Source organism: Roseateles koreensis, from assembly GCF_028595305.1.
In the GTDB taxonomy this organism is placed as follows: Bacteria; Pseudomonadota; Gammaproteobacteria; order Burkholderiales; family Burkholderiaceae_C; genus Paucibacter_A; species Paucibacter_A koreensis.
The window spans coordinates 68461-93509 of sequence record NZ_JAQQXS010000017.1 but is presented as its reverse complement, the minus strand read 5'-3'; the positions used below and the strand labels follow the sequence as shown (position 1 = coordinate 93509).

At 61.1% G+C, this 25049-nt stretch carries 9 protein-coding genes; 4 read left to right on the top strand and 5 right to left on the bottom strand.

Going from position 1 to position 25049, the window contains the following annotated elements; genetic code table 11:
- The 4 genes from PRZ01_RS17170 to PRZ01_RS17155 form a co-directional block, all read left to right on the top strand.
- On the top strand, positions 1-5870 hold a 5870-nt coding region (locus tag PRZ01_RS17170; protein WP_273598064.1), incomplete at its 5' end, for a heme utilization protein.
- A gap of 298 nt (positions 5871-6168) precedes the next feature.
- A complete protein-coding gene (locus PRZ01_RS17165) occupies positions 6169-13857 on the top strand; it encodes a beta strand repeat-containing protein (RefSeq protein WP_273598063.1) in 7689 nt (2562 codons plus the stop codon).
- 232 nt (positions 13858-14089) lie between these two features.
- Positions 14090-15244 (top strand): glycosyltransferase family 4 protein, encoded by a 1155-nt coding sequence (locus PRZ01_RS17160; protein ID WP_273598062.1) that lies wholly within the window; start codon positions 14090-14092, stop codon positions 15242-15244.
- A 96-nt stretch (positions 15245-15340) separates the two neighbouring features.
- Complete coding sequence (locus PRZ01_RS17155; protein ID WP_273598061.1) at positions 15341-16402, top strand: glycosyltransferase; 1062 nt, start codon at positions 15341-15343, stop codon at positions 16400-16402.
- 172 nt (positions 16403-16574) lie between these two features.
- Here PRZ01_RS17155 and PRZ01_RS17150 read toward each other — a convergent pair whose 3' ends face one another.
- From PRZ01_RS17150 to PRZ01_RS17130, 5 genes are all read right to left on the bottom strand, one after another.
- The gene (locus PRZ01_RS17150) at positions 16575-17336 is read right to left on the bottom strand and encodes a glycosyltransferase family 2 protein (RefSeq protein WP_273598060.1); all 762 of its coding nucleotides are present in this window, start codon (positions 17334-17336) and stop codon (positions 16575-16577) included.
- Between the two features lie 48 nt (positions 17337-17384).
- Complete coding sequence (locus PRZ01_RS17145) at positions 17385-18761, bottom strand: TolC family protein (protein ID WP_273598059.1); 1377 nt, start codon at positions 18759-18761, stop codon at positions 17385-17387.
- Positions 18762-19039: 278 nt separating this feature from the next.
- Positions 19040-20263 carry an HlyD family type I secretion periplasmic adaptor subunit gene (locus tag PRZ01_RS17140; RefSeq protein ID WP_273598058.1) on the bottom strand — a complete coding sequence of 408 codons (1224 nt, stop codon included), beginning with the start codon at positions 20261-20263 and terminating at the stop codon, positions 19040-19042.
- Between the two features lie 6 nt (positions 20264-20269).
- A complete protein-coding gene (locus PRZ01_RS17135) occupies positions 20270-22633 on the bottom strand; it encodes a type I secretion system permease/ATPase (RefSeq protein WP_273598057.1) in 2364 nt (787 codons plus the stop codon).
- Positions 22634-22759: 126 nt separating this feature from the next.
- The gene (locus PRZ01_RS17130) at positions 22760-24655 is read right to left on the bottom strand and encodes an O-linked N-acetylglucosamine transferase, SPINDLY family protein (RefSeq protein WP_273598056.1); all 1896 of its coding nucleotides are present in this window, start codon (positions 24653-24655) and stop codon (positions 22760-22762) included.
- Positions 24656-25049: the final 394 nt, after the last annotated feature.

Sequence of the window (25049 nt, the reverse complement as noted above, 5' to 3'; positions counted from 1 at the left end):
ACAATCTGGGCACCACCAACCTCGACGCCCTGACCACCGACCAGATTGCCGCGCTCACCACCGCCCAAGTGGCCGGCCTGGGCTCGACCAACCTGAACGCATTGACCACGGGCGAGATCGCTGCCCTGACCACTGCGCAGATTGGGGCACTCACCACCACCGAACTGAGCAACCTGAGCTCCACCAATCTGGACGCCCTGAGCACCACGCAGTTGCGTGCCCTGACCAGCGCCCAATTGATCGGCCTGGGCTCAGCTGAGTTGAACAACCTGACCACCGACCAGATCCAGGGCTTGAGCACCGCGCAAGTCGCCGCGCTCTCTACCAATGAGCTGGCCAATCTGAGCTCCACCAATCTGGACGCCCTGAGCACCACTCAGATTCGTGCCCTGACCACGGCCCAACTGGTGGGCATGGGTTCGGCTGAGCTGAACAACCTGACCACGGATCAAATCCAAGGCTTGAGTTCGACTCAGATTGCCGGCCTGTCGACCAACGAGTTGGCCAACCTCAACTCGACCAATTTGGACGCGCTCACCACGGCCCAGATCCGTGCCCTGACCACCACCCAATTGGTGAACATGGGCTCTGCCGAGCTGAACAACCTGACCACCGACCAAATGCAGGCGCTGAGCAGCGCGCAGATCGCCGGCTTGTCCACGGCGGAGTTGAGCAATCTGAGCTCGACCAATCTGGATGCGCTCACCAGCGGTCAAATCCGCGCCTTGAGTACCGCCCAATTGGTAGGCATGGGCTCGGCCGAGCTGAACAGCCTCACCACCGCGCAGATGCAGCAGCTGAGCACCGCACAGGTCGCGGGCCTGTCCACAGCAGAGCTGAGCAATCTGAGCACGGACAACTTGGACGCACTGACCTCGGCGCAAATCCGCGCCTTGACCACCACGCAGCTGAACAATCTGGGCACCACCAATCTTGACGCCTTGACCACCGACCAGATCGCCGCCTTGACCACGGCGCAAGTCATGGGCCTGGGTTCGACCAATCTGAACGCGTTGACCACCGGCGAGATCGCTGCGCTGACCACCGCGCAGATGGCCGCACTGAGCACCAATGAATTGTCAAATCTGAGCTCCACCAATCTGGACGCCCTGAGTTCCACCCAGCTGCGCGCCCTCACCAGCGCCCAACTCGTGGGCATGGGCTCGGCCGAGATCAACAACCTCACCACCGACCAAATCCAGGGGCTGAGCACCACACAAGTCGCCGCGCTCTCCACCAATGAGCTGGCCAATCTGAGCTCCACCAATCTGGACGCCCTGAGCACCGGCCAGATCCGCGCCCTGACCACAGCGCAGCTGATCGGCATGGGCTCGGCTGAGCTCAACAACCTCACCACCGACCAGATCCAGGGCCTGAGCACTACGCAAGTGGCCGCATTGTCGACCAACGAGCTGGCCAATCTGAGCTCAACCAATCTGGACGCGCTCACCACAGCTCAAGTCCGTGCCCTGACCACTGCCCAACTCGTGGGCATGGGCTCTGCCGAGTTGAACAACCTGACCACCGACCAGATGCAGGCGCTGAGTTCGACTCAGATCGCCGGGCTGTCCACGGCGGAGTTGAGCAACCTGAGCTCGACCAATCTGGATGCGCTCACCAGCGGCCAGATCCGCGCCCTCTCCACCGCACAGTTGGTGGGCATGGGTTCGGCCGAGATCAACAGCCTCACCACCGCGCAGATGCAACAGCTGAGTACCGCGCAAGTCGCGGGCCTGTCGACGACCGAGCTGAGCAATCTGAGCACGGACAATCTGGACGCCCTGACCTCCGCCCAGATCCGCGCCTTGAGCACCACGCAGCTGAACAATCTGGGCACCACCAACCTCGACGCCCTGACCACCGACCAGATTGCCGCGCTCACCACCGCCCAAGTGGCCGGCCTGGGCTCGACCAACCTGAACGCATTGACCACGGGCGAGATCGCCGCACTGACCACCGCGCAAGTGGCCGCGCTGACCACCAATGAGTTGTCGAACCTCAGCTCCACCAATCTGGACGCACTGAGCACCACGCAGCTGCGCGCCCTCACCAGCGCCCAACTCGTGGGCATGGGCTCGGCCGAGATCAACAACCTCACCACCGACCAGATCCAAGGGCTGAGCACCGCACAGGTCGCCGCGCTCTCCACCAACGAGCTGGCCAATCTGAGCTCCACCAATCTGGACGCCCTGAGCACCACCCAGATCCGTGCCCTGACCACAGCCCAACTGGTGGGCATGGGTTCAGCTGAGCTGAACAACCTGACCACGGATCAAATCCAAGGCTTGAGTTCGACTCAGATTGCCGGCCTGTCCACCAACGAAGTGGCCAATCTGAGCTCGACCAATCTGGACGCGCTCACCACGGCCCAGGTTCGTGCCCTGACCACCACGCAGTTGGTGAACATGGGCTCGGCCGAGCTGAACAACCTCACCACCGACCAGATGCAGGCGCTGAGCACCGCGCAGATTGCCGGCTTGTCCACGGCGGAGTTGAGCAACCTGAGCTCGACCAATCTGGACGCACTCACCAGCGGCCAGATCCGCGCCCTCTCCACCGCACAGCTGGTGGGCATGGGCTCGGCCGAGCTGAACAGCCTCACCACCGCGCAGATGCAGCAGCTGAGCACCGCGCAAGTCGCGGGCCTGTCGACGGCCGAGCTGAGCAATCTGAGCACCGACAATCTGGACGCCCTGACCTCCGCGCAAATCCGCGCCCTGAGCACGACGCAGCTGAACAATCTGGGCACGACCAACCTCGATGCACTGACCACCGACCAGGTGGCCGCGCTCACCACCGCCCAAGTGGCCGGCCTGGGTTCGACCAACCTGAACGCATTGACCACGGGCGAGATCGCCGCACTGACCACCGCGCAAGTGGCCGCGCTGACCACCAATGAGCTGTCGAACCTCAGCTCCACCAATCTGGACGCACTGAGCACCACGCAGCTGCGTGCCCTCACCAGCGCCCAACTGATCGGCCTGGGCTCGGCTGAACTGAACAACCTCACCACCGACCAGATCCAGGGCCTGAGCACCGCGCAAGTCGCCGCCCTCACCACCAACGAGCTGGCCAATCTGAGCTCCACCAATCTGGACGCCCTGAGCACCACTCAGATTCGTGCCCTGACCACGGCCCAACTGGTGGGCATGGGTTCGGCTGAGCTGAACAACCTCACCACGGATCAAATCCAGGGGCTGAGTTCGACTCAGATTGCCGGCCTGTCGACCAACGAGTTGGCCAATCTGAGCTCCACCAATTTGGATGCGCTGAGCTCAGGACAAATCCGCGCCCTGACCACGGCTCAGCTCGTGGGCATGGGCTCTGCCGAACTGAACAACCTCACCACCGACCAGATGCAGGCGCTGAGCACCGCGCAGATCGCCGGCTTGTCCACGGCGGAGTTGAGCAACCTGAGCTCGACCAATCTGGATGCACTCACCAGCGGCCAGATCCGCGCCCTCTCCACCGCACAGCTGGTGGGCATGGGCTCGGCCGAGCTGAACAGCCTCACCACCGCGCAGATGCAGCAGCTGAGCACCGCACAGGTCGCGGGCCTGTCCACAGCAGAGCTGAGCAATCTGAGCACCGACAATCTGGACGCCCTGACCTCCGCGCAGATCCGCGCCCTGAGCACCACGCAGCTGAATAATCTGGGCACCACCAACCTCGACGCGCTGACCACCGACCAGGTGGCCGCACTCACCACCGCCCAAGTGGCCGGCCTGGGTTCGACCAACCTGAACGCATTGACCACCGGCGAGATCGCTGCGTTGACCACTGCGCAGGTGGCCGCCCTGACCTCGGTAGAGTTGGCGAACCTGTCGTCCACCAACCTGGATGCCCTGACCAGCACACAAATCCGTGCCTTGACCAGCGCTCAGCTGGCAGGGATGGGTTCCGCCGAAATCAATAACCTCACCACCGACCAGGTACAGGCTTTGAGTTCGAGCCAAGTGGCCGCGCTCACAACGGTGGAATTGGCCAACCTCAGCTCCACCAATCTGGACGCCTTGACCACCAGCCAAATCCGCGCGTTGACCAGCAGCCAGCTGATCGGCATGGGATCGGCCGAGCTGAACAACCTCACCACGGATCAGATCCAGGGGCTGAGTTCCACGCAAGTGGCTGCGCTGTCCACGGTTGAACTGAGCAATTTGAGTTCCACCAACCTGGACGCCCTGACCACGAGCCAGATCCACGCATTGACCAGCAGTCAGCTGATTGGCATGGGCTCGGTCGAGTTGAACTACCTCACCACCGACCAGATGGCAGCATTGAGTTCCACTCAGATCGTGGCTCTGTCGACGGTTGAATTGGCCAACCTGAGCTCGACCAACCTGAACGCGCTCGGCTCCGCACAGATCCATGCACTGAGCACCGGGCAGATCGTGGGCATGGGTTCGGCAGAACTCAACTACCTGACCACCGATCAATTCCAGATGCTGACGACCGCCCAGGTGGCAGCCATCACCACGGCCGAGTTCAGCGCCCTGGCAACCGACCATATTGCGGCACTGACCACGGCGGAATTCCACGCCCTTAGCTCTGCGCAGATCGGTTCGCTGGACAGCGCACACATCCAGGCGTTGAGTTCTACCGACTTCGGTGTGCTGAGCAGCAGCCAGGTGGGCGGCCTGATGACAGCGGACTTCGCGGGCATCTCCACGGATCAGATCCACGCCATTTCCTCAAGTGCACTGGCGGCCTTCTCGACCGCCCAAATTGGAGCCATGACCACCGACCACATCGTGGCCCTCAGCACGCAGCAGTTGGCGGCACTGCACACGGATCAAGTGCATGCGCTCGGCTCGGCAGCCTTTGCCGCGCTGGACAGCACCCACATCGGCGCCTTCAGCAGCGCGCAGTTCAGCGCACTGACGACGGACGAACTGAGTGCGATCACCACCTCGGCGATCAGCGCGCTGACCGCGGCGGAAATCCACGGCATCAGCACCACCAACATTCAGTTCCTCACCACGGACCAGGTTCAACAGCTGACCACAACCGAAATCTCTGCCATGAGCATGGACCAGGTTGCAGCGCTGACCACGGCTGAAAAATCAGTGATGAGTGACGCGCAGATTGGCGCGCTGTTTGCCCAGACCCCCATCGTGCTGGACCTGGCCGGCACCGGCATCCACACCTTGGCAGCCGCCCAGGGCGTCAACTTCGACCTGATCGGCAACGGCAACACTCAGCACTACGGTTGGGTGGGCTCGGGCTCCGGCCTGCTGGTGATCGACCAAGGCAATGACGGCCAAATCACCAGCGGCAAAGAGTTGTTCGGCTCCGGCACCATCCTCGCCAATGGGCAGCACGCCGCCAACGGCTACCAGGCCCTGGCCGCACTCGACAGCAACCACGACGGAAAAATCAGCGCTGCGGATGCCGGTTTCGACCAACTCAAGGTCTGGGTCGACGCCAACGGCGATGGCAAGTCCACCGCGGCTGAATTGCTGACGCTGAAATCACTCGGTATCGTGGAACTGGACCTGAACGCCAAGGCCAGCGGCCAGATGGACCACGGCAACTTGCTGGGCCTGGTGTCCAGCTACAAGACGGCGGACGGCAAGACCCATGAAATGGCCGACGTGTGGTTCGCCAAAGACGTGACGCCCCAAGCGACCACCACCCATGCCACTGTGACGATCAGCGACGTGTTGGCGGCGCCGAGCACCCATCTCCTGGGGGGCAGCACAGACACCACCAGCAGTTCGACAACGACGGCCACGGCAGCGGTGGTGAGTTCAAGCACATCGGCCACCGCAACCGACCTCGACACGCACCACGCGGCCATGGCCCTGGCGGCGCGCAAGCTGGCCGAGGACGAAGAGTTGCGCAACAAGCTGAACGGCCCGCTGATCTGACGCTGCGACACTGACCGAAACGTCAGGTCACATAGCTTGGTGCGACGCACCAAGCCAGAACGCCCGAACTTCAAACGAAGTCCGGGCGTTTGTTTTTTTTATGGCGAAGTGACGCTCAGCTCAGAAAAGGTACCTGCGCCGCCCATCGCAATGAACATAACCATTTAACTGCGCGGCATCCGCGTCATTGTTCACGGTTTCCCAGTGCAGGAGCTTGTCCACAATGGCCGTGTCTGCGCTTGGAAATGTCCTGGCGGCTGATTCCTATGCACAGATCCCATTTCTGAGTGAGTAAACCATGGCCTCATTGATCACCGGTTTGACGACCACACAGATCGCCGATCTGAGCACGGCCACACTGGCCCGCCTGAAATCCTCAGACTGGAGCGCATTCACGAGTGATCAGATCGCGGCACTCACCGCGACACAAGCTGCGGCGCTGGGGACCTTGCCTTTTGCCTCATTCTCCTCGGCGCAGTTCAGCAACTTCTCCACCCTCGCCCTGCCCGCCCTGTCCACCTTGGCCATCCGCACGCTCAGCAGCGGCGACCTGACGGCGTTGTCGTCCACCAGCCTTCAGGCATTGACCACCACTCAGATTCACGCGTTGACCACCAGCCAAGTGGTCAGCATCGGCTCGGCGACGATCAACGCACTCACGAGCGATCAAATGCAAGGCTTGAGCACCGCCCACGTGGCCGTGCTGAGCAGCAGCGAATTGACCAACTTGAGCGCCAACAACCTGCAAGCACTGACCAGCGGGCAGATTCGCGCACTGGGTACGTTGCAGCTGGTCAATATGGGTTCGGCGCAACTCAACAATCTCAGCAGCGACCAGATCCAGGCCTTGAGCACCGCTCAACAGGTGTCCGCCTTGTCGACCACCGAACTCAACAGCCTGAGCACCGCCAATCTGGTGGCCCTCACCTCGGCGCAGATCCGCGCGCTGAGCACCACCCAGCTGAACAATCTGGGCACCACCAATCTCGACGCCTTGAGCACCAACCAGATCGCTGCGCTGACCACCGCGCAGGTCGCCAGCCTCGGCTCTAACAACCTGAATGCACTGACCACAGCAGAAATGGCCGCGCTGGTCACTGCCCAGATCAGCGCACTGACCACCCGTGAACTGGCCAACCTGAGCTCAAGCAACCTGGACGCCCTGAGCACCGCCCAGTTGCGCGCCCTCACCAGCACCCAACTGATCGGCATGGGTTCGGCCGAGCTCAACAGCCTCACCACCGACCAGATCCAGGGGCTGAGCAGCACGCAAGTGGCTGTACTGTCCACCAACGAGCTGGCCAACCTCAGCTCGACCAACCTGGAAGCGCTGACCACCGGGCAGATTCGCGCACTCACCACGCAGCAGCTGGTGGGCATGGGTTCGGCTGAACTCAACAACCTCACCAGCTCGCAGATGCAGCAGCTGAGCACTGCGCAGGTCGCTGGCCTGTCGACCGCGGAGCTCAGCAACCTGAGCAGCGCCAATCTCGACGCCTTCACCTCGGCTCAAATCCGTGCGCTAAGCACCACACAGCTGAACAATCTGGGCAGCACCAACCTCGACGCATTGACGACCGATCAAATCGCCGTGTTGACCACCGCCCAGGTGGCAGGTTTGGGTTCTAACAACCTGAATGCACTGACCACGGGTCAAATCGCGGCCTTGACTACCGTGCAGGTGGCCTCACTGACCACGAGGGAGCTGAGCAACCTCAGCACCGCCAATCTGGACGCCTTGACCACAAGCCAGGTCAGAGCATTTACCACCGCGCAACTGGTAGGTCTAGGGTCCGCGGAGCTCAATGCCCTGAGCACCGACCAGATGCAGGCCTTGAGCACCGTGCAAGTGGCGGCTTTGTCCACAATTGAACTGGCCAATCTGAGCTCAAACAATCTGGATGCCCTCACGTCCGGCCAGATACGCGCACTGACGACCGCACAACTCGTTGGCATGGGCTCGGCGGAGCTCAACAGCCTGACCACCGACCAAATGCAAAGCCTGAGCTCGCTCCAAGTCGCGGCCTTGTCAACGCGGGAGCTGGCCAATCTGAGCTCAACCAATCTGGAGGCGCTGACCACCGGGCAGATTCGCGCACTCAGCACGCAGCAATTAGTGGGCATGGGCTCGGCCGAGCTCAATAACCTCACGACTGATCAGATTCAGGCATTGAGCACAACGCAGGTGGCGGCGCTGTCTACGGCCGAGTTGGCCAACCTGAATTCCAACAATCTGGAAGCCCTGACTTCAGCTCAAATCCGTGCCTTGACCACGCAACAGCTGGTCGGCATGGGTTCTGCAGAGCTCAACACGCTGACCACCGATCAAATAAAGGCGCTGAGCACTGCCCAGATAGCCGGCCTTGCCACGGCAGAGCTCAACAATCTGAGTACGGCCAATCTAGAGGCCCTCACCTCTACCCAGATACGGGCGCTAAGCACGACCCAGCTGAACAATTTGGGCACGACCAACCTCGACGCCCTGACCACCGACCAGATCTCCGCTCTCACCACCATCCAAGTGGCGGGCTTGGGGTCTAACAACCTGAATGCACTGACCACCGACGAGGTTGCTGCATTGACCACTGTACAAATGGCCGCGCTCACCACCAATGAGCTGAGCCATCTGGGCTCCATCAACCTGGACACCCTGAGCACCATCCAGCTTCGTGCCCTCACCAGCGCCCAGTTGATTGGCATGGGATCGGCGCAAATCAATGTCCTGACGACCGACCAAATCCAGGGCCTCAGCACCACGCAAGTCGGCGTGCTGTCCACGAACGAATTGAACCAACTCACATCGGTCAACCTGGACGCATTGACCACGGGCCAAATCCGCGCACTGACCACCACTCAACTGGTGGGCATGGGGTCGATTGAACTCAACTACCTCACCACCGATCAGGTGCAGTCCCTGAGTACCGTGCAGATTGCCAGTTTGTCGACCGCTGAGTTGAGTAATCTCAGCTCTAACAACCTGGACGCACTGACCAGTGCGCAAATCCGCGCCCTGAGCACTCGGCAGTTGTTGGGTATGGGTTCCGCTGAACTCAATAACCTGACAACCGATCAGATCCAGCAATTGAGCACCGGACAAATGGCCGGGCTCTCCACTGCCGAACTCAACGCCCTAAGCACTATCAATCTGGATGCGTTCACCTCCGCCCAGATCCGTGCGCTGAGCACCGCGCAGCTGAATAACCTCGGCACCACTAACCTCGACGCGCTCAGCACCGACCAAATCGCCGTGTTGACCACCGCCCAGGTGGCCAGTCTAGGTTCTAACAACCTAAATGCACTGACCACCGATCAAATCGCGGCCTTGACCACGACACAGGTCGCTGCCCTCACCACCAATGAGGTGGCCAATCTCTCATCTACCAATCTCGGCGCTCTGTCCACCGCGCAACTGCATGCGCTGGGCAGTGCCCAATGGGCGAACATGAGCTCGGCTGAGCTCAACCGCCTCTCGGCCGATCAGATGCAAGGCCTGAGCACATTGCAAGTGGCGGCCCTCACCACCAATGCGCTGGCCAATCTGAGCTCCACCAATTTAGAGGCATTGACCACCACCCAAATCCGCGCCCTCACCAGCACCCAGTTGATCGGCATGGGTTCGGCGGAACTCAATAACCTCACCACTGATCAGATCCAGGGCCTGAGTACAACCCAGGTGGCCGCGTTGTCAACGGCGGAGCTGCTCAACCTGAGCTCCACCAATTTGGAAGCGCTGACCAGCACGCAGATCAGGGCTTTGACCACACGGCAGCTGATCGGCATGGGTTCGGCAGAGCTCAATAACCTCACGACCGATCAGATCCAAGGCTTGAGCACAACCCAGGTGGCCGCGCTGTCCACCGTCGAACTGTTCAACCTAAGCTCCGCCAATTTGGAAGCGCTGACCAGCGCGCAGATCCGCGCCTTGACCACACAGCAGTTGGTGGGCATGGGCTCAGCCGAGCTGAACACACTGACCACCGATCAGATGCAAGCGCTGAGTACCACCCAAGTCGCGGGCCTCGCCACGGTGGAGCTCAACCACCTGAGTACCGACAATCTGGCCGCACTCACCTCCGCCCAGATCCGCGCCCTGAGCACCGCACAGCTGAACAACCTGGGCACGACCAATCTCGATGCTCTGACCACCGACCAGATCGCCGCACTCACCACCACCCAAGTGGCCAGCCTCGGGTCTAACAACCTGAATGCACTGACCACGGCCCAGATGGCAGCGTTGGTCACCGCCGATGTCGCGGCGCTGACCACCAATGAGCTGGCCAATCTGAGCTCCACCAATTTGGAGGCGCTGAGCACGGCGCAGGTCCGCGCCCTCACCACGTCGCAGATCGTGGGCATGGGTTCAGCGGAGCTCAATAACCTCACCACCGATCAGATCCAGGGTTTGAGCACCACCCAGGTGGCTGTGCTGACCACCGCTGAGCTGTTCAACCTGAGTTCAACCAATCTGGAAGCGCTGACCACGGCCCAAGTCCGCGCCTTGACCACACAGCAGTTGATCGGCATGGGCTCGGCAGAGCTCAACAACCTGACCACGGACCAGATTCAAGGGTTGAGCACGGTGCAAGTCGCTGCGCTATCTACAGCTGAGCTCAGCAATATGAGCTCGACAAATCTAGAGGCTTTGACCAGCGCGCAAATCCGCGCCTTGACCACACAGCAACTGGTGGGCATGGGCTCGGCCGAGCTGAACACACTGACCACCGATCAGATGCAAGCGCTGAGTACCGCCCAAGTCGCGGGCCTCGCCACGGTGGAGCTCAACCACCTGAGTACCGACAATCTGGCCGCACTCACCTCCGCCCAGATCCGCGCCCTGAGCACCGCGCAGCTGAACAACCTGGGCACGACCAATCTCGATGCTCTGACCACCGACCAGATCGCCGCACTCACCACCACCCAAGTGGCCAGCCTCGGGTCTAACAACCTGAATGCACTGACCACGGCCCAGATGGCAGCGTTGGTCACCGCCGATGTCGCGGCGCTGACCACCAATGAGCTGGCCAATCTGAGCTCCACCAATTTGGAGGCGCTGAGCACGGCGCAGGTCCGCGCCCTCACCACGTCGCAGATCGTGGGCATGGGTTCAGCGGAGCTCAATAACCTCACCACCGATCAGATCCAGGGTTTGAGCACCACCCAGGTGGCTGTGCTGACCACCGCTGAGCTGTTCAACCTGAGTTCAACCAATCTGGAAGCGCTGACCACGGCCCAAGTCCGCGCCTTGACCACACAGCAGTTGATCGGCATGGGCTCGGCAGAGCTCAACAACCTGACCACGGACCAGATTCAAGGGTTGAGCACGGCGCAAGTCGCTGCGCTATCTACAGCTGAGCTCAGCAATATGAGCTCGACAAATCTAGAGGCTTTGACCAGCGCGCAGATCCGCGCCTTGACCACACAGCAACTGGTGGGCATGGGCTCGGCCGAGCTGAACACACTGACCACCGATCAGATGCAAGCGCTGGGCACCGCCCAGGTGGCTGGACTTTCAAGCAGCGAGTTGGCTAACCTCAATTCAAGCAATCTGGACGCATTGACCAGCGCGCAGGTGCGCGCGCTGAGCACGACCCAGTTGCGATCCTTGGGCACGGCCGAGCTCAACATGTTCACCACCGATCAGATCCAAGCCCTGAGCACAGCGCAGGTGGCGGGCTTGTCAACGAATGAAATGTATGGTCTGAGTACTGACAATCTAGTTGCGCTGACGAGTATGCAGATTCGTGCCCTCAGCACGAGTCAGTTGAACAGCCTGGGCAGCATCAATCTCGAAGCCTTGAACACCGACCAAGTTGCAGCCCTGACCACGGCGCAGATTGCCGGACTGGGCTCGGCCAATTTGAATGTGCTGACCACCGACGAAATCACCGCGCTGACCAGCGCGCACATGGCGGCGCTGAGCACCAATGAACTGGCCAACCTGAGTTTAGGTAATCTTGACGCGCTGTCCACGGCCCAAGTCCATGCGCTCAGCACGACCCAGTTGGCAGCCATGAGCTCGACCTGGCTCAACAGCCTGACGACGGATCAGATCCAGGCCTTGAGCACCACGCAGATTGCCGGGCTGGCGTCGGCGGAAGTGTCCAATTTGAGCACTAACCTTTTAGTAGCACTGACCAGCGACCAGATCCGCGCGCTGACCAGCAATCAATTGTTTGAAATCGGCTTCTCGGAAATCAATCACCTGACCACAGACCAGATCCAGGCCTTAAGCACGGTGCAGATCACCGAGTTGACGACTTATTCACTGGCCAACCTGAGCTCCGCCAATCTAGAGGCTTTGACCTCTGCCCAGATTGCCGCCATCACCACCAGCCAGTTGGTTGGAATGAATTCCGACTCGCTCAATCTGCTCACCACCGAGCAGATGCAATTTTTGAGCACAGTACAAATCGCAGCGTTGAGCACCGGGGAGTTGAGCAACCTGAGTGCTGCCAATATGGATGCATGGACCTCCTCGCAAATCCACGCACTGAGTACCATGCAAATTGCAGGAATGGGCGCGGTGGCGCTCAATCACCTGAGCACCGATCAAATCCAGATGCTGAGCAGCGCGCAGATTGCCGCCATTACAACGGCCGAATTCAGTGCGCTGGCTACCGAGCATCTCGCCGCCTTGACCACGGCTGAATTTCATATAGTCAGCTCAGCACAGCTTGGCGCTATCGACACGGCCCACATCCAGGCGCTGAGTTCGGCAGACTTTGAAGTGCTCAGCAGCAGCCAGGTGGGCGGCTTGCTGACCGCTGACTTTGCAGCCCTCAGCACCGACCAGATTCAGGCGCTGAGCACCACGGCGCTTGCGGCCTTCTCAACGGCGCAGATTGCGGCGCTGACCACAGATCACGTATTGGCCCTGAGCACCGATCACCTCTTGGCCTTACACACGGACCAAGTACAGGCGCTGGGCTCGGCCGCATTTGCCGCCCTGGACGCTGGGCATATCGGGGCCTTCAGCAGCGCCCAGTTCAATGCGCTGACGACGGACGAGTTGAGTGCCATTTCCACCACCGTCTTTGCAACGTTGACCGCGGCTGAGATTCAGGGGATCAGCACCACCGCAATCCAATTCCTCACGACAGATCAGGTCCAGCAACTGACCACGACCGAGATCTCGGCAATGAGCATGGACCAGATCGCCGCACTCACCACTGCTGAAAAAGCCGCGATGAGCAATGAGCAACTCACGGCCCTGCTGGCCCAGACCCCCATCGTGCTGGACCTGGCCGGCACCGGCATCCACACCTTGGCAGCCGCCCAGGGCGTCAACTTCGACCTGATCGGCAACGGCAACACTCAGCACTACGGTTGGGTGGGCTCGGGCTCCGGCCTGTTGGTGATCGACCAAGGCAATGACGGCCAAATCACCAGCGGCAAAGAGTTGTTCGGCTCCGGCACCATCCTCGCCAATGGGCAGCACGCCGCCAACGGCTACCAGGCCCTGGCCGCACTCGACAGCAACCACGACGGAAAAATCAGCGCTGCGGACGCCGGTTTCGACCAACTCAAGGTCTGGGTCGACGCCAACGGCGATGGCAAGTCCACCGCGGCTGAATTGCTGACGCTGAAATCACTCGGCATCGTGGAACTGGACCTGAACGCCAAGGCCAGCGGCCAGATGGACCACGGCAACTTGCTGGGCCTGGTGTCCAGCTACAAGACGGCGGACGGCAAGACCCATGAAATGGCCGACGTGTGGTTCGCCAAAGACGTGACGCCCCAAGCGACCACGACCCATGCCACTGTGACGATCAGCGACGTGTTGGCGGCGCCGAGCACCCATCTCCTGGGGGGCAGCACAGACACCACCAGCAGTTCGACAACGACGGCCACGGCAGCGGTGGTGAGTTCAAGCACATCGGCCACCGCAACCGACCTCGACACGCACCACGCGGCCATGGCCCTGGCGGCGCGCAAGCTGGCCGAGGACGAAGAGTTGCGCAACAAGCTGAACGGCCCGCTGATCTGACGCTGCCGCCCACCGTTGGGATCGCCAACATATTCATACATCAGCGTGAAAGTGTTGGACCCATAACTGCTGAACTGTGTGGCCTCCGCGTCATTGTTCACGATTTGGTCGAGGTGGTTTCCCGACCACAATAGCCGGGCAAGACCTAAGCTTGGCATTCCGAGGAGAGTTTTCATTGACTCCCGAGCGTGCCACATCAAGGTTCCTGGTCACACTTCTTGGGAGACGCTGCTTGAAAACCATTTGCATCGAAGGCTGGCGGGGTGTAAATCACTCCATCGCCATGGTCAACCAGAACCAGATTCTGGAAATGGTCAAACTGCCTCAGCTGCGCCTCTTCCACCGTGACGCGCCCTACTTCCTGCCGCACTGGGACCGCAGCAAACTCGACTCGGGCTTTTCGGCTGAAGAGCAAGCCGTGATCGACGCCCTGCAAGACCCCGGCGATACGCCTGTCGATGTCTGCCTGCGCGTGGCCTCACCCATTCGCAAAGGTGCGCCGGGTAGTGCGGCACGTAACGTCACTTTTGTGGTGACTGAGTTTGGCCTGTCGCCCAAGAGCTTCGAGCCGGGCGATCTCACGCCCGCAGCGCTCACCGACGGCGATGACATTGTGGTCACCCCCACCCGCTGGTCGCGCGAGCGCCTGCTCGACTACGGCTTTGACGAGAACAAAGTCAAAGTGGTGCCGCACGGCTACAAGACCGATGTGTTCATGCCCATGACGGCCGAGCAGCGCATGGCCGCACGCCAAGGCCTGGGCATTCAGCCGCATGAGGTGGTGTTCTGCAATGTCGGGGTGTCCACCTGGAACAAAGGCATTGACCTGCTGCTGCTGGCCTTTGCCGATTTGCGCCTGCGCGGCTTGCCCGTTCGCTTGATCCTCAAGGACCACAAAGGCCTGTACGGCATCGGCGTGGAGAAAATGTTCACGGACATGGCCAACATCGCACCGCACCTCAGCCTGCCGCAGGTTCGTGACGGCATCTCGGTGCTGTCTGGCAGCCTCAACCTGCCGCAGATCCGCTCGCTTTATGCCTTATCAGATGCCTACGTTTCGCCCTACCGCGCTGAAGGTTTCAATCTGCCGGTGCTCGAAGCCATGGGCTGTGGCACGCATGTGATTGTCAGCGGCGGCGGGGCCACCGACGACTTTGTGCCTGAAGCGCTGGGCTACCGCCTACAAAGCCGCCCGGGCACGCGAGAAGATGCCCCCCAGGTGGACGGCGCCTTCGTTGTGCCTGACCTGGCGGATCTGCGCCACGCCATGACGCAGGTGGTCGAACAGCAAATTCCTGATGCCACCGCCCGTACCCAGGCGCATGCGCAACTGAGCCAGCAATATTCCTGGGGCACGGTGACCCGGCAGTTGGTGGACTTGATGTAGGCGCTGATGCCCGTTTGCGCCGGGCAGCTCCTCGCACCGAGCCGTTTCACTGCGCACTCCCCGCCGATCTCTTCAACCGAGCCCTCTCCAAACACCATGTCGACTGCATCGTTCACCGTGACCAACACCGAGCTCGATTTCATCGATGAGATCGTCTGCCGCGCGACAAACTACACCGACCTGATGGACCCGACGGTGTACGCATCACGGGGCTTGTACGCAGGCTTGTGGGAGCCAATTGCCCACAGCGTTCAACGCGGCGACAAACAGTTCACCCTCAAATTCGAGAAGCCCTGTAACGCACATAATTTCAGGATCGATGTGCAGGCTGCCGGCCCCCTGGATCTGCAGGCCTTCATCAAAAAGTCGCCTCACTGGACGCCTGAGGAAGCCCGTCTGCGCGTCAAGCAGCAGCGCATGGTGTTTGTCGGCTGCGCACGCCAATGTGCCGCAAACATTGGCCGTAGCGTGGCCAAGCTGGCGCAACTCGGCCAAGCTTTCAGCAGTTACAAGATCATCATTTTTGAAAACGATTCCAGCGACGGCACGCCAGCGGCCATCATGGCCTTGGCTGAAAAATTTCCGATCGAATTGATCAGTGAGCCCGGCTTAGGCGCAAAGCTACAAGAACGCACCGCCCGCCTAGCCTACGCGAGAAATCGTCTGCTTGAACGCGCGCTGACCGAGGCCAGCGACTACATTTGCTTTGCCGACCTGGACGGCCCTGTTGGCGATGAATTCCCAAGCGAGGCGGGCTTTCTGAGCAATTTCCAGAAGTCAGCCTGCTGGGATGCGGTGATGCCCGTGAATGCCGGCATGTACTACGACATCTGGGCTTTGCGCCACCCGGTGCTGTGCCCCACCGACTTCATGACTCTGGGGACCGAATTGGATGCAGCCCTGGGGCGACCGCTGGCTGTTCATTTTGCGGCGTCCTATCTCCAGGTTGACTGGCGCGGCATGACGGGCTGGTTGCCGGTGGATTCGGCCTTCGGCGGCATGGCCATCTACAAGGCCAGCGCTTTCAGCAACGCCCGCTATACGGGCATTCTCGACGGCCGCGAGGTGTGCGAGCACGTACCCCTGCATCAGGCCATGCGCCGCCAAGGCATGGCGCTCTACGTCAACCCCGCATTCGTCGTGGCATCACACGGCTGATCGTTCAGCGTCTTCAAGAATTAACGACGGTGCCGCAAAAGCCCTTGGACCTGTGCGTGCCGCTCTGGCACAAATGACAAAGGCAGAGCTTCTGTACAAAGCTCTGCCAATATTTTGTCAAACGATAACGGCCCGATGCAGCCCGCCATTCAGCACGCCAGGGCCATAACGCTCACAGTCCCTTGACCACATGCTTCAACCATTGGCGAGCCAGTGCATAACCTTCAGGCACCAGGTTGTTTTCATTGGCGCCAGAGATTGAGTTGTCGTGCGCAAAGAAAAAGGTCAACGGCTCGTCCACATACGTGACATAGGGGTAGGCCAGCGCCGTCAAGGTGTAGATCAGCCAGTCGACCCCCGCGCCGGTGCGATTGAAGTCGTAGTCCGGAATACCCGGCAACTCCGTCAGCAAATTCTTGCGCAGGTCCGCAGTACGCAACAGGGCTGCGCCCGGTGAAACCGGCGTGAAATGCTCGATATAGGTCGTGCTGCGCAGGAAATACTCGCGAGCGAAGTTGGTGTTGCCGCGGAAGGCACGGTATTGCTCCACGCCCTTCCATTCCTCCCGCCCCACCACGGCATAACTGTAGACCAGACCACACTCCGGATTGATCAGCGCCGGCAAGGTTCGCTCGACAAAGTTGGGGGCAATCAAGTCATCGCTGAACAACAATTTGGCATAAGGCGCTGTCGCGTAATTGGCGCAGGCAAGCCAGTTTTTAACCGGCCCGATATTGGTCTCATTCCTGAATAACTTGACCCGCGCATCCCGCTTGGCAATGGTCTCGACCACCGCATAGGTGTTGTCAGTGCTGCAGTTGTCGACCACCACCACTTCAATGTCGGCAATCGTCTGCGCCAGAGCCGCCTCGACCGCACGCACCACCAAAGCCTCCCGGTTGTAGACAGGGATCAAGATTGAAACTAAAGGCATAAGGGACTTTCAACGAATGAAAATTTTTTGAAGACTTGAGCCAGGCAATCAACGCAAAGGCGTCTGCACACCACGCCCCATCGACCACATCAGGGCCACGGCCTGTTCGGCATCGAACAAGGCATTCACATGGGCGACCCGGTTGGCGTAGTAATCGCCCTCTGCACCCATCACGTCAAACAATGAGCGCTTACCGAGTTGCTGCCATTGCTGCAGCGTGGCGGAGCGCAGCTTGTCGCTGTTGCGCAAGATGTCCACCACCCGGCGTGCGCGGTCCAATGCGGAGGAAGCGACCTCGTACACCTCCAGCAGCCGATAGCGCTTGGCCTCGATGGCATCGTCACGCTGCAGCAATGCTGATTGGGCGCGCCGGTGCGCGGCCATCAAGGTGGCATCGGCACCGGGCTGATAGAGCGGAATATTGACTTGCACACCACCGTTCCAATCGGTCTCTTTGCCGGTGCCCACGGTCGAGTTGGTGCCCACCGTCAGGTTGACGCTGGGCTTTTGTCCGGCCAGCACTGACTCCGCATAACTGCGGGACGCCTTGGCCGTCGCGCTGGCCTGGTTGATGTCGGGGGCCGAAAGAATGTCTTGCTGCATTTCATTCAAGTCGGGCAATCGCGCCAGCACATTGCTCATGGGGGCACTGGGCGGCAGTTGTTCGCCAACAAAACGGCGCAGCCGAACCTCCGTCTGGCGCAAAGCAGACAAACTCCCCTCGTAGGACAGGTCGGCTTGCTGCAGGCTCTTCTGCGCCTGCACCAGTTCACTGGCACGGCCACGGTCGGCCTTGGTGATCACTTCGAGTGAATCCACGAGGCAACTCATGCGCCGCACATATTGGCTGTAGACCTGGGCCTGCAGCACATAACGGCTTCGGTCCAGGGCGAGCGAGATGGTCTGCAACGCCAGTTGTTCTTCTGCGGCACTTTGGCCCAACTTTGCCACTTCAGCCAGTTGGGTGCGCCACTCGGTCATTTTGGTGATGCGGCCAAAATCAAACAATGGTGCACTCACCATCAAGGAGCCACGAGCTTGGCTGCCCTTGACGGTGTCTTGGCCGGGCTGCACGTTGCCAACATAGGCGCCTGAGCCGACCAGATTCACCGTGGGCAGCCGTGCCGCTTTGGCCTCTTCAACATCGGCCTCGGCTGCCAGCGTCAGCAAGCGGATGGCACCCATTGAATTACTGCGGCGAAGCGAAAGCGCAACAAGGTCCTGCAGCTGCTGGCGGGGGTCGATCGTGCTGGTTTCCGGCGTGGCGGAGACGCTGCCGCCGGTGTCTCGCGCCAGGCGGACTGCAGCCGACTCGTCTTCATTGCAGCGGCCCTGCGCAAGGCAAGGACCGGCGCAGGCCAACACGAGCAGCGAAGCAAACCTTGGGGCCAGCAACAAGGACTTGAGAAAATGCGTTTTTGACATGGGCTGAACGCAGCAGACTTAGACACGCTGTCGTTGCCTCTACTACATCACGCCTGGTCCCTAGGCAATGGCTCGATAAGCCCGGGCTGGATTGTTCAAATTCAGCGCTAACGTGCAAATGGCACGGTTTGCCTGGCCAACTTCACCCCCAGGGGCTCAAAAATTGCCACATCGATACGGGGGCGCTTCAGGCCCATGGGCGACGGTCGCTCAACACGTGATCGACGCCCAATCAGCGCGCGCTCAGCGCCGCCTCTCAACGCTCTCTCAACGCTCTCTCAGCGCTCTCTCAGCGCTTCACGCGACTTCATCATCGGGCGCATCAAATAGCTAAGTACCGAGCGTTCGCCGGTTTTGATTTCAACCGTGGCGGCCATGCCAGGGATCACGGGCAAGGGCTTGCCCTTGAAAAGCAGGTTGTTGTGCTCGGCGGCGACGATGGCGCGGTAGTAGCCGTTCTCGGCGTTTTTCTCGGTCTCGCCCATTGCGTCGGGGCTGATGTAGTCGATCTTGCCCTCCAGCCCGCCGTTGACGTTGAAGTCATAACCCGACAATTTGACTTCAGCCACCTGCCCCACACGCACAAAGCCGATGTCACGGGGTTTGACGCGGGCCTCGATCAGCACCCGCGGTCCCACGGGCGAAATTTCCATCAAGGTGGCACCGCTGGCGATGATGCCGCCAAGTGTGCCATTTTTGATGGACTTGATGACACCCTTCACCGGGGAGCGCAGAATGGTTCGCGTCAACGCGTCCTGGCGCACCACCATTTGTTCATCCAGCTGGGCCAACTCGTTCTGCACATGCACCAACTCACCACTGGCGTCTTGGCGAAAGCGGCTGATGCGCTCCATGCGCTGCTGTTGCATCTCGTTGATCTGGCGGCTCAGGCGCATCAACTCCACATCAGACATCAGGCCCTTGGCGGCCATGTCCTGCGAGATCTTCAGCTCCCGCTGCAATAACGCGGTACTGCGACTGACACTGGCTGTGGCTTCGTCCATGGCGCGCCGGCGGGCCTCGTAGGCCTCGGTTTCAGCGTCCGCCAAACGCGGCACGGCCAACACCTCGGGCGGAAACTTCAGCGCATGGCCCGAGGCTTCAGCCGACAGCCGAGCGGCTTGCGCCATCAAGGCCACCCGCTTGGCATTGCCTTCGTTCTGGGAGGCTTCAACGCGGGTCGGGTCCAGTTGAGCCAATTCCTGCCCCGCCTCCACCTGCATGCCCTCGCGCACATACAGCTCGCGCAGGATGCCGCCTTCCAAGCTGGCGATCACCTGCTCCCGGCCGTCTGGCACGATGCGTCCATCGCAACGTGCAATTTCATCCACCTTGGCCAGTGATGCCCAAGTGAGGCCGGCCACCAAGACGACGGCCATCAAGTACAGCACCCAGGTCACCCGCGGGAGCGGCTCGTCGATCTCCGCGCTGTGCAACGCGTTGACGAACAGGCTCTCTTTTCGGGTGAGCGCCAGACCTGCGCCTTTGTCAGTTCGATCCATGGGTTATCACACCGAAGCAGAGCGTTGCACCGGCTGAGCGGCGGGATGCATGTGCAGATTGCCTTGCGCACCTGCGGGTGCTTGCGCCTCGGCCGGCGCCGCGGGGCGCACCCCAGACAACGCCGCCAGCACCTGATCGCGGGGGCCATCAAGCACCACACGCCCGGCATCCACCACGACGATGCGCGACACCAGCTCCAGCACCGCAGGCCGGTGTGTCACCACCACCAAAGTGCAGCTACCCGCAGCGTCGCGCAGCTGCCGCAAAAAGGCCATTTCGGACTGCGCGTCCATCGAACTGGTGGGCTCGTCCATCAGCAGCAGCTGCGGCTTGCTGACCAAACTGCGAGCCAGGGCCACCAATTGGCGCTGCCCGCCGGACAACAAACCGCCCATTTCGCCCACCGGCAGGTCCCATCCCTTGGGATGCCCCGCCACCACCCGGTCCAAGCCGGTAAGCCGCGCCACCTCAACCAGGCGGCTGGCATCGAGATGACCACGCCCCATCAACACGTTGTCTCGCAGCGTGCCGTGGAAGAGCCGCGGCTCTTGCGAAACAAAGCCCACGCGGGCACGAAACTCAGCCGGGTCAATCTGCCGCAAGTCAATGCCGTCGACATCGACCATGCCCTCGGTCGGCTGATACAGGCCGGCAAGCAGGCGCAGGATGGTTGATTTGCCGCTGCCGATCCGGCCCAACACCGCAATGCGCTCACCTGGATTGATCTGCAGGTTGACATTTTTGAGCACCTTGGGCGCATGACCATCCCCCACCATGGGGTAGGAGAAGCCGATGTCGAGCAAGGCCATGCGCCCGGTGATCGCATTCAAGGGCACATAATTGCGAGACCCGTCGCGCTCTGTCGGCTCCGCCATCATGCGGTCCAGCGACAACATGGCTGCCCGCGCACCCTGGTAGCGCGTGCCCAGGCTAACGAGGCTGCCCAGCGGTGCAATGGCCCGGCCGGCGAACATCACTGCGCCGATCAGGGCACCGGCGGTGATGGTGCCATCCTGAATCAGGTAGACGCCCCAAACCAGCATCACGATGTTCACGCTTTGCTGAATGGTCATCGTGAAATTGCTGCTCCAACTGCTCAGGGTGCGTGAGCGCAAGGCGGATTCCGCAGCGATGGCGGTGCTGGTTTCGTAACGGCGCAGAAAGCGCCCTTCGGCGCCGCAGGTTTTGAGGTCTTCCAGGCCTTCCACCGCTTCGACCAGGGTGCCGTGCAGGTCGGCGGTCTCCGCCATATTGGTACGCATGGCTTGGCGCAATGAGCGCTGAATCGCCATGCTGAAGCCGATGATCAAAGGCATGGAGAGCACCAGCACCCAGCCCAAGGGGCCGCCGATGACAAAGGTCATCGCCACGTAAACCGCCACAAACGGCAGGTCGGTCAAGGCCGACATGGTGGCGGAGGTGAAAAAGTCCCGCACGGTTTCGACCTGCGCCAGATAGTGTGCGTAGGAGCCGGCCGACGCGGGCTTGTTTTCCATGCGCACGCCCAGGGTCTGGCGGAACAGCTTGGCGCCGATGATGAGGTCGGTTTTACGCCCCGCCAGATCAATCAAATGGCTGCGCAACTGGCGCGAAAAAGTGTCAAACAGCAAGGCCACCATGGCGCCGATGGCCAGGGTCCACAAGGTCACCATGGCTTGGTGCGGAATCACCTTGTCGTAAATGACCGAGGTGACCATACCCGACGCCAGCATCAGCACATTGCTCAACAAGGCCGCCAACATTGCCGCCCGGTAGTAGGGCATGAAGCGGCGTAGCGTGCTCCACAACCAGTGCGGGCCGTCGGGCTTGAGCAAGGTGTCGCGCGGGTTGCGCAGGTGTGCGTCTGACACCTGCTGCGGCGAGGCAACCATGACAAAGCCGCTGTACTCCGGGTCCAGCTCGGCCGTCGTCGCCGCGCAGCTCGCCGCCTCCGGCCCGGGAAAAACGACCTCGTAGCGTCCGCCACCCGCGCTGCTGCCGTCGTCCAGGCGCTTGACCAGCACGCAGGCATCGCCTTCATTGAGCAAGAGCACCGCCGGCATCAGGGCCGGATTGATGTCGTCGATGCCTTTTCGCAGCAGACCGGCGTTGTAGCCTGCCTCGCGCATCACGCGCAGGGCCTGGTCGGGTGCCAAAGGGCCCTCTACGGGTGAGCCGGCCCGCAGCGATTCAGCGGAGCGCGGCGTGCCGTGGAAACGGGTCAGCCAGGAAAGGGCCTGCAGCAAAGGGTCGCCAATCGGCGCTTCCGCCAAGTTTTCCAGGGGGTCGACCGGCGCAGGCGGCTGTTCTACCGAATTGTCGGCCGCCAAGCGCAAGCCCTTGGCGGCTGCACCTGGGCTTCCGTCAAAAAATGGGTCATGGCGTGACACGATCGCGGTCCCTCAGGCATCCGGGCAAACAAAGATTCAAAAACTGGGCGCACCCATACCGATGGCCGTAACCCTGTATTTCGACGGGTTCAATGCCTTTCTTGAGTACAAAATTTCCAGACGCACTCATGATGCCTGCAACCGTTCTTGCAGGGCCAGGCGCTCAAACTCGGCCTCCATGTCGCGGACGACACGAGGCATGTCAAACAAGGCCGATTGACGCCCGAAGTCTTGCAGATAGCGCTTGTAAGACGCAGCACGTGCCGGATTCAAGCCAATTTGCACCGCACGCGCCTCATAGTCGGGCAAATTGAAGGTGATGAGGTCGGGCAAGCCGACGGCGCTCAACAAACTGCCCGCCATCCGCGAGATGTAGCTGCGGCCGGAACGGGTCAGGATGGGTGTGCCCATCCACAAGCAATCGCTGGCGGTTGTACCGGCGTTGTAGGGAAAGGTATCGAGCACCAGATCGGCCAGAACAAATCGGGCCAGGTAGTCGGGTGGTGCCACGCGCGGGGCGAAAATCAGGCGCTCTGCCGCGACACCTGACTCGGCAGCCACACGCAACATATTGGCCTGGGCCCAATCGTTGTCAGCCAGCAGCCACAGCACCGAATCAGGCACCCGGTTCAAGATGCGCATCCAGCAGCGGAACATCTCTTCGCTGAATTTGTGATTGTTGTTGAACGAGCAGAACACAAAGCCTTGCGCGGGCAGGCCGTACTGCGCCCGCGTGGGCACGGCGCCCGATTCGCGCTGGCGGTCGCTGACCTGATAACAATTCGGCAGGTAGATGGGCTTTTCAGTGCAGTACGGCAGGTATTCGGGTGGCATCACGAAGCGGTCGGCAATGATCCAGTCCACACCTGGCATGGCCGAGGTTGCCGGCAACCCAAGGTAGCTGACCTGAATCGGAGCTGGCCGCTGGGTCAGGATGTTAGGCCGGGCGCCCGCGGTGAGGCCCTGCAGGTCCACCAAGATGTCAATGCCGGCGTCGGCAATCATCTGCGCAGCCTGGGTGTCGTTGAGCCCGGCAATCGACACGGTCTTGTCCATGGCCGCCATCAAGCGGGCGCGCAGGGGCGTGCCGTCTTCACGGCTCCAGCAAAAAGCATGCACCTCGAAGCGCTCGCGGTCATGCAGCTCAAACAATTCGGCGGTCAACAAACCCACCGCATGCATGCACAAATCGCCCGACAGGTAGCCAATCTTGATGCGCCCTGTTCGGGGCTTCTTCGCTGCAGCCTGCTGGTGCAGGGGCAAGCCCTCGGGCGGCGCCTTTACGCGATCATGTACAAATCGCTGCGCCACCATCAGTTGCACAGCAGGGTCGTCTGTTGCACTCAAGGTGGCCAGCAACGAGGTGTTGACCAGCAACTGGTTTGCCGTCACCTGGCCGAAGGGTTGGTAGATCGGCCAGGCGCACTGCTTTTGACGAATGTGAACAAAGTGCTGGATCACATCACCCTGTGTGGGCTTGAGCAGCAAGCTGAAGCGCATCAGCGCCTCCGCTTCAGGAAAGCGCCGTTGCGTTTCCAGCATGCGGGCTGCGTTGTTGAGCCCGTGCAGCCTGAACGTCAGGCCCTCACCCGGCTCGGCCTTGAGATTCTCCATTTCGGCCACCGCGAGCCATTCGGTCAGCGCGTCCTCAATGCGCCCCTGGTGCTCCAGTTGGTGCCCCAGATTCAAGCGAGCTTGCTTGAAATTCGCGTTCAGGCTCAGGGCCAGCCGATAGGCGCGCTCAGCCTCCACGTGCTTGCGGGCCGTGCCCAGCAAGGCCCCCCAGTTGTAGCAAGCGATGTGCAGGTAGACCGAACGCGTCGCGGCGATCCAGTTCTGGTAGAGCAAGGCGGCGGCATCCACCATGCCGACAGATTCCCAGCTCGATGCATGGCGCATCAATTCATCAAAAGGCATGTTCCCTGAGCCCGCATGCGCAAGCAGCTGTTCGACCTTCGCCATGGCGGTTTGGGCGCCAGGCGACATCTCGGGCAAATTGACGGCAGGTGATGAGAGGTCCATGAATCTTCGGCTGCAAGAACGACTTGCAACAAGCTGGGTTGACAGGCATGGCACAGGCCCAAAGGACCGGCCACTGGCGGACACGTGATGGCTTGCCTGTGATGTTAGAAGCTGCACATCCAAGCAATGCCTCCAATTTGCAGGGTGAATGGGCGACAGTTCCCTTCTTTGTGCGGCGCAATTTCACGGGCGGGTTGCGCCCTTGCGCCCCCCCGCCCGCCTTAGTGGCCTAACGCCAGTTCTGCATGTGCTGTTGGCACAAAGCTGGAGCAAAGAAAACTACGGGCACAGAACCCTGCAATTCCCGCCTTCAGTCTGCGCACGCTTTGCCGAGAATCAATCTGTACCCCAGGAGGGGAATGAGGCCGCTGGGCGGTCACTAAAAAAGCAAAGC